The 5725-nt window shown below is 57.7% G+C and carries 7 protein-coding genes; 3 read left to right on the forward strand and 4 right to left on the reverse strand.

The features are described 5' to 3' along the window. The 3 genes from EOA33_RS21910 to EOA33_RS21920 all read left to right on the forward strand — a co-directional run. On the forward strand, positions 1-320 hold a 320-nt coding region (locus EOA33_RS21910), incomplete at its 5' end, for an SMC-Scp complex subunit ScpB (protein ID WP_145989232.1). Positions 321-483: 163 nt separating this feature from the next. Then, positions 484-1101 carry a hypothetical protein gene (locus tag EOA33_RS21915; RefSeq protein WP_127406566.1) on the forward strand — a complete coding sequence of 206 codons (618 nt, stop codon included), beginning with the start codon at positions 484-486 and terminating at the stop codon, positions 1099-1101. Positions 1102-1148: 47 nt separating this feature from the next. Further along, positions 1149-2264 (forward strand): ImmA/IrrE family metallo-endopeptidase, encoded by a 1116-nt coding sequence (locus EOA33_RS21920; protein ID WP_210212590.1) that lies wholly within the window; start codon positions 1149-1151, stop codon positions 2262-2264. Positions 2265-2284: 20 nt separating this feature from the next. On the opposite strand, the gene EOA33_RS21925 is transcribed toward EOA33_RS21920, so the two are convergent. From EOA33_RS21925 to EOA33_RS39170, 4 genes are all read right to left on the reverse strand, one after another. After that, a complete protein-coding gene (locus EOA33_RS21925) occupies positions 2285-2845 on the reverse strand; it encodes a hypothetical protein (RefSeq protein WP_127406569.1) in 561 nt (186 codons plus the stop codon). A gap of 1 nt (position 2846) precedes the next feature. Then, positions 2847-4430, reverse strand: a complete 1584-nt coding sequence (locus tag EOA33_RS21930) for an anti-phage dCTP deaminase (protein ID WP_245482404.1) — start codon at positions 4428-4430, stop codon at positions 2847-2849. A gap of 354 nt (positions 4431-4784) precedes the next feature. Next, the gene (locus EOA33_RS21935; RefSeq protein ID WP_127406573.1) at positions 4785-5279 is read right to left on the reverse strand and encodes a hypothetical protein; all 495 of its coding nucleotides are present in this window, start codon (positions 5277-5279) and stop codon (positions 4785-4787) included. Beyond that, positions 5279-5725: hypothetical protein (locus EOA33_RS39170; RefSeq protein ID WP_190234331.1), on the reverse strand; the 447-nt coding region annotated here is incomplete at its 5' end. The genes EOA33_RS21935 and EOA33_RS39170, both read right to left, overlap by 1 nt.

The following is a 5725-nucleotide window of genomic DNA, read 5'->3' on the forward strand; positions in this document are numbered from 1 at the left end:
ATTTCCAGCCGATCACGCGTGGCGAGCTGTCGAGCTTTTTCGGCAAGGAGGTGTCGCGCGATCTGATCGGCGTGCTGCGCGCGCAGGAGCTCATCGCCTCGGGGCCGCGCAGCCCGCAGCCGGGCGCGCCCTACACCTATGTGACGACGAAAAATTTCCTGTCGCAGTTCGGGTTCGACACGCTGCGCCAGTTGCCGGATTTCGAAGCGCTCGAGGAGGCCGGGCTGCTGTCGAAGGAGAAGCTGCTGGTCGGCGACATTCCGGCCGGCTTGGCTAGCGGGGAGGGCGAGGAAGATGTCGTTGAGGACCTGGTGCCATGAGCGGGGCGTTGTCGCGTTGCGACCACAGGGACAATCGAGGACTCAGGACCAGGACGACTGGTCGTGCGACAGCCGGTGATCGGGATCGTTTCGGCGTGCGCTGGTTGACAATGGTCCTTCTGGTTGACAGACTCTAAGAAATGCCCGATTCGAGAAAGAGAGAGTGAAGATGCTGCCTTGGGACTATCACCCCGAGCTGACCGCAGAACGGCTTGTCAAGGTTGCACAGCTGCTCGCCCTGGGCCGTGGCAGTGCGGTTGATCGCTTTGACCCCGCGATAGGGGACGACAACTGGACCTTGGGTGTCTGCGCCTACAACTACGGCTGCTTTCAGATCGCAAAGGCTGCCGGCACACTGGGTTTCGAATGGCTGGGAGTAATTGATCCGGGAAAACATTTCCAGTTCAGCATCGGAGGTGTTCCAATGCGTTTCTGGCGCGGAGATCCCGCAGAGCCTACCGCAAAGATTTCGATTGCCACTCCCTTCGAGCAACTGCTGCTTGACCTGGAGCCAGGCATTCTGACCGCCGGCGTGCTGTTTCGAATCGGGGTAACGACCGACATGGATGGAGCGCTCCTCGGAGCTAGTTTCGTCGCGTTACGTAACGACCAAGCAGAACTCGTGTGGCCTTTGCCACTTGCTGAAGCGGAGCCGTTGATCGTGCTCCTGGACGAAGCGCGGCCTGAGGGTATTGAACTTTCATCGCCGTCTGTCAGCGATCACGGGTACGACGAGGACGAGCATGGCGACGATATCGTCGCTTCTTCCGACAAGGTGTAAGGGTGGCAATGAAAGGAAGTCCGCCGGGCCAAGTCCGGGAGGATCGAGTGCGTTTCTTTTACGGTGCTAAGCTCCGATTGGCGCGACTGCTTGCTGGGCTATCGCTCGATGAGCTAGGCGGGCTCGTGGCGGCTAGCCGGCAGTTTGTTCATCAGCTTGAAACGGGCGCCAAAGAACCGACCGACGAGATGCGTGAAGCTTTGGCAGCTGCGCTCGGGGTGACGTCTGCTTTCTTTGCAACGCCGGCGACAAACCCCGTCCGTGAAGAAGACTGTCACTTTCGTCGGCTGTCCAGCGCGCCACGAGCATTGACTGCGCAGGCTGTGGCCCGAGGAACAGCTCTGGAAGCGCTAGTTGACGCGCTCGAGGGTCAGGTGCGCATGCCGATGGTCAACTTTCCAGAGGAGCCGCATCCCGCTTCGCCAGACGCGATAGAGCGCATTGCCGAGAATGCCCGGCAACACTGGGGCCTGGGCCTCGATGGTCCAATCACCAGTATGATGCGTGTTGTGGAGAATGCTGGTGCAGTTGTGGTGCAATTCGATGATCTCACTGACCGCATCGATGCGCTGTCTATGGCGCGGCGCCGGCCTATCATCGTTCGCTCAACCGCGAAAGTTGCTGGCGCCCGCTTGCGCTTCGACCTTGCACACGAAGCCGCGCACCTGATTATGCATCAAGGCATCCAGACCGGCGACAGTGTCACTGAAGGAGAGGCGCACCGGTTCGCCGGGGCCTTTTTGATCCCGCGCACCGCGTTCGCGCGTGAATTTCCTCGAAGTCGGCGGACTCTCGATTGGAGTGCACTGTTTTCAATGAAGCTTCGTTGGAAAGTTTCGGTACGCGCCATCGCCCGGCGCGCATTCGATCTGGGTTTAATCAACGCTGCGCAATATCGCACCGCCAACATCCAGCTGGTAAAGACCGGACAAGCTAAGGCGGAGCGCTACGACGAAAGGGTTGCGATCGAGGAGCCAGAGTTGCTGCGCGTGGCCATCAGTTGGATTTCCAATCGTGACCCGATTGTCCTTTACCGCCTGGTTGCCAAACTTGGCATGGCGCCTGAGCTATTTACGCGACTTACCGGGGAGCGCATGCCGACGTTACCCGACAATATTGTACCGCTTAGGACGGATAGGATACGGCGAGATACGGACTCGTAAGCCGGCGGCTCCCTCTAAAATCAGCCGATCTGCTCGATACGCCAACTGGTCTTGGCTTTGGCCGAGAGCGTCCGGTTGAGGTACGCAATGAGCATGCTGGCGTGCTGAGGCTTTGGAACGAAGAACATCACTGCCCCTCTGTCCAACTCGACCAGCTCATGATGCACTCTTGGGACTTGAACGCCGCCCTCAGTCATGAAGTCGCGGATCGAAAGGTCATGCCAAGGCATTGAGTCCAAGGCATAGTAAGAGCCGACCGACTTGAAATAAGCAAACAAGGTATCCCTGTCAGATCCGTATTGGTCAAAACGGGCGGCATATCGCAGATCGATCACCGACCTGGGTTTAATAGACAGCACTGCCTTTTGAAGCGTCCGGCCGTGCACCGTATCCATGGCGACGACGAAAACGCGCAAATCGGGAAGGGCAAGTGCGTCGAACAAATCGAGCTGATCGGCACGTGGTGAGTTCACCACAGTATCACGAGTGGCGACCTCATGCGTTTGCGCGACAACGCGACCATCGATGCGGCTATGCCAGCTTCCGGTATTCTCGACGAGTGTGAGTTGCGGTTTCGCCACGCTATTTCGCCAAGGCTGCTTCGAGTTCGGGATAGCCTACCGTCAAGGTGGCCCATTCGCTACCCCATTCTGGTGCCCGCATCTCAAATTCGCCGCTTGTCTTATTCTTGAGTTGCCACGTCTTCTCGAACGCACGGACGTACATCCGGGGTGCTACCCCTACGAACGGTCTGAAAAGCACCTTAGGCTCATTAAGCTTAACGTCTTCCTTATCGACGTCCGAAGCGGTACGCAGTTGCGCCCGCGCGGCACCGATGCTCTTTGGGACCGGCGGTATCCACTCGGATGGGGTCACTTCGATGGAATCGCTATGCAGCTTTCTGGCCAGGCTCTTGGGGTATGGCTCGATGAACTGAACTTCGTACACGCCGGCACTGACGATGTGCCTGGCGCAATAGTGGCACGGATATGTCGTGACGAAGAGTCGGGTACCGACGGTCGAGACACCCTCGCGTCCCGCCGACAGCAGCGCATCCATTTCGGCATGGACCGCACGACTGAACTCTATAAGGCCTCCCAGCCGAGTCTTCCGGATGCGCGCAGCCAGGTCGATTTTGTCCGAAACCTGCTTCAGTTCCCGAATGACCTCGATCAAGTTGTCGATGATGTCGTTTTGCTCGCGGTTGCTGCTGCAGTACGCCTCCGCGCGGAAAGCGCAACGATGATCGTCAATGCCTCTGCTTGACGTGGCGAAGCGCTCACCATAAACGCCACCTCCGGCCGCAGGCACTTCGTTAGTTCCGGTCGCAACCACAGTTCCATCGGCGTCGACCAATGCTGCGCCCACCTGTCGGGATAAACAGGCGCTTCGCACGCGCGCGGAGTGGGCATGGTGCATCGCGGTCTCCTCTATGGTGGGCCGCTCCACTCGATCATGTGAGACGATGCTAACGAACCTGCTCAAATCTGTATCCAGCAGGTTCTTAGTGCCGTTCGGGTCGTCACGGGTGTTGTCGATAAAGAAATCCGCCTCGTAGAACGCTTCGGTCACATGCTGGCCATGCTTGCGACTGGAGTCATCCGAGTCACGATCCATGAAACGGTCGACGGCGTTCTGCGTTTCGGGCAGCCCTTTCTCCGGCCCGCGGAAGTATTTCTCAAGAATTCGTGCGCGACGCACGCCCTCCTCGCAAACGACTCCGATCAGCCCGAATGCATTGCCGTACGTTCTGCGTAACAGGTGAATTTCGGCCGGATGCCTTATCGAATCGATAAGGTAGACGCGTTTGACGCTGTCGGGAATGACCTTCTCGCCCTTGACGTAAGTCTGACCGGTGCGATTGGCACGTCGCTGTGCGATTTCGCGCATTGCCGCTTTGGCGACTTCGGCCATGTCATGCTCGCGCATCGAGTCGCCGAGGTTCTGCAATTCGGTAACCAGTTCCAAGGTCTTGGTCCCGACCTCAGGGAAGGCCAGGCCGTTCTCATTTGCCCAGGTTCGGATCAACTCGCTTGCCTTGATCAGGTGAACTTCATAGCCCCCTGACTTGCAAACGCGTTGCAGTGCCTTGATCGCCTGCGACGCACCTGCCCCTACCGGACCGACAACGGCGAAGAAAAGTTCTTTCGAGTGACTCCCAGCCAAGACGGTCTTGCTATCCGGCCTCTGACCAGTTTTCTGTTCAATCTTCCTAACGGCTGTCGATCTCACCATGCTAGCGCCCCCCCCCGATCCCCATTCGCCTTGTTCTTTTTCCATATCGAAGAAATCGCAAAGTGCAAGCGCCTATAGCATTGGTATAGTCACGAAACACAGAAGAACCTCTGAAGTTGGACTACTTAGAGAAGTCCGACGCTTAAGGGAGATAACCCAACGATTTAACGGACTGAAAGGATGGCAACTAAGAAACCCGGGACCAATCGGCTGGGGATCGCAACGTTACCCGAGGAGCCCACAATCGTGATACACCGCAAGGCTCCTAGCGCTTAACGTCGTGAGCTACTCCGCGCCCAGCTCTAGACGGCGCTTCTCGGCCAGGAGGCTGCCGATGGTGGCGCCGTTGGCCCCGCCAACGTTCCTTACATCCTCCAGCATACGGCGCATTCCAGCAAATTTCTCTGGCCGAGTGCGACGCGCTTGTGTGTGTTCTTGCAGCCAAGCTTCAACCTCCTCCGGCGTAGCATCATTTATCGCCTTACGGTCATAGCGCAGTTTACCGTCCGGTCCACGGCTTTTGACAGCAATGGTTTGCCAGATTCCGGAATAGCCACCAAAAAGCTCGCCCTGACCTGGCACCTCCCGGACGCGCCGGCGGGCAACTTCGTTGACAATCTTGGTCAACGCGATGGTTTCGAGTTCAGACCGCGCGGCCGAAATGAGCGCGGCATGGCCTTTTCGCAAGGCGTCGATCAAAGCCTTTGTGCTGATATCGCTGCCATTGGCGGCGGAATTGATCATCGTGTTTATGGCAGTTCGAACTTCCAACAAGGACATCAAGAACCCCCTTTGCTGAAATGGTTAAGAGCCCGTTCGACGGCACCAGCCACAACTTCGTCGGCATTTTTTGATGTCATGCAAATGGCTTGGGGCCGGACCTGGTCGATCACTGCCGCTACATGCTGGCCTGCAGCTACTCGGAACGCCTCGTTCGTATCGCGCTCTGGACCGAGTGGAATGGCATGATCCAACTCAGTGATGATTAGCAGATCGTACCGTGTGGCATGAGCAGCGACTACAGTCTGCAATTCTGAAAGTCGTTCCCGATTAATCGTGCGGGATGAAACCTCCAAAGCTGCCGTGAGGTAGCCCAAGGCATCCGGGACCGGACGATCGACCAAAACAATGTCGCTCGTAAGCAGCGCCTCCGCCTCCTGTCGCATGCCTTCGGCGATGATCCACAACGTGCTTTCATAGGTGTGATTGGTCAGGATAGGAAAGCC

Source organism: Mesorhizobium sp. M4A.F.Ca.ET.050.02.1.1 (assembly GCF_003997725.1).
GTDB lineage: Bacteria > Pseudomonadota > Alphaproteobacteria > Rhizobiales > Rhizobiaceae > Mesorhizobium.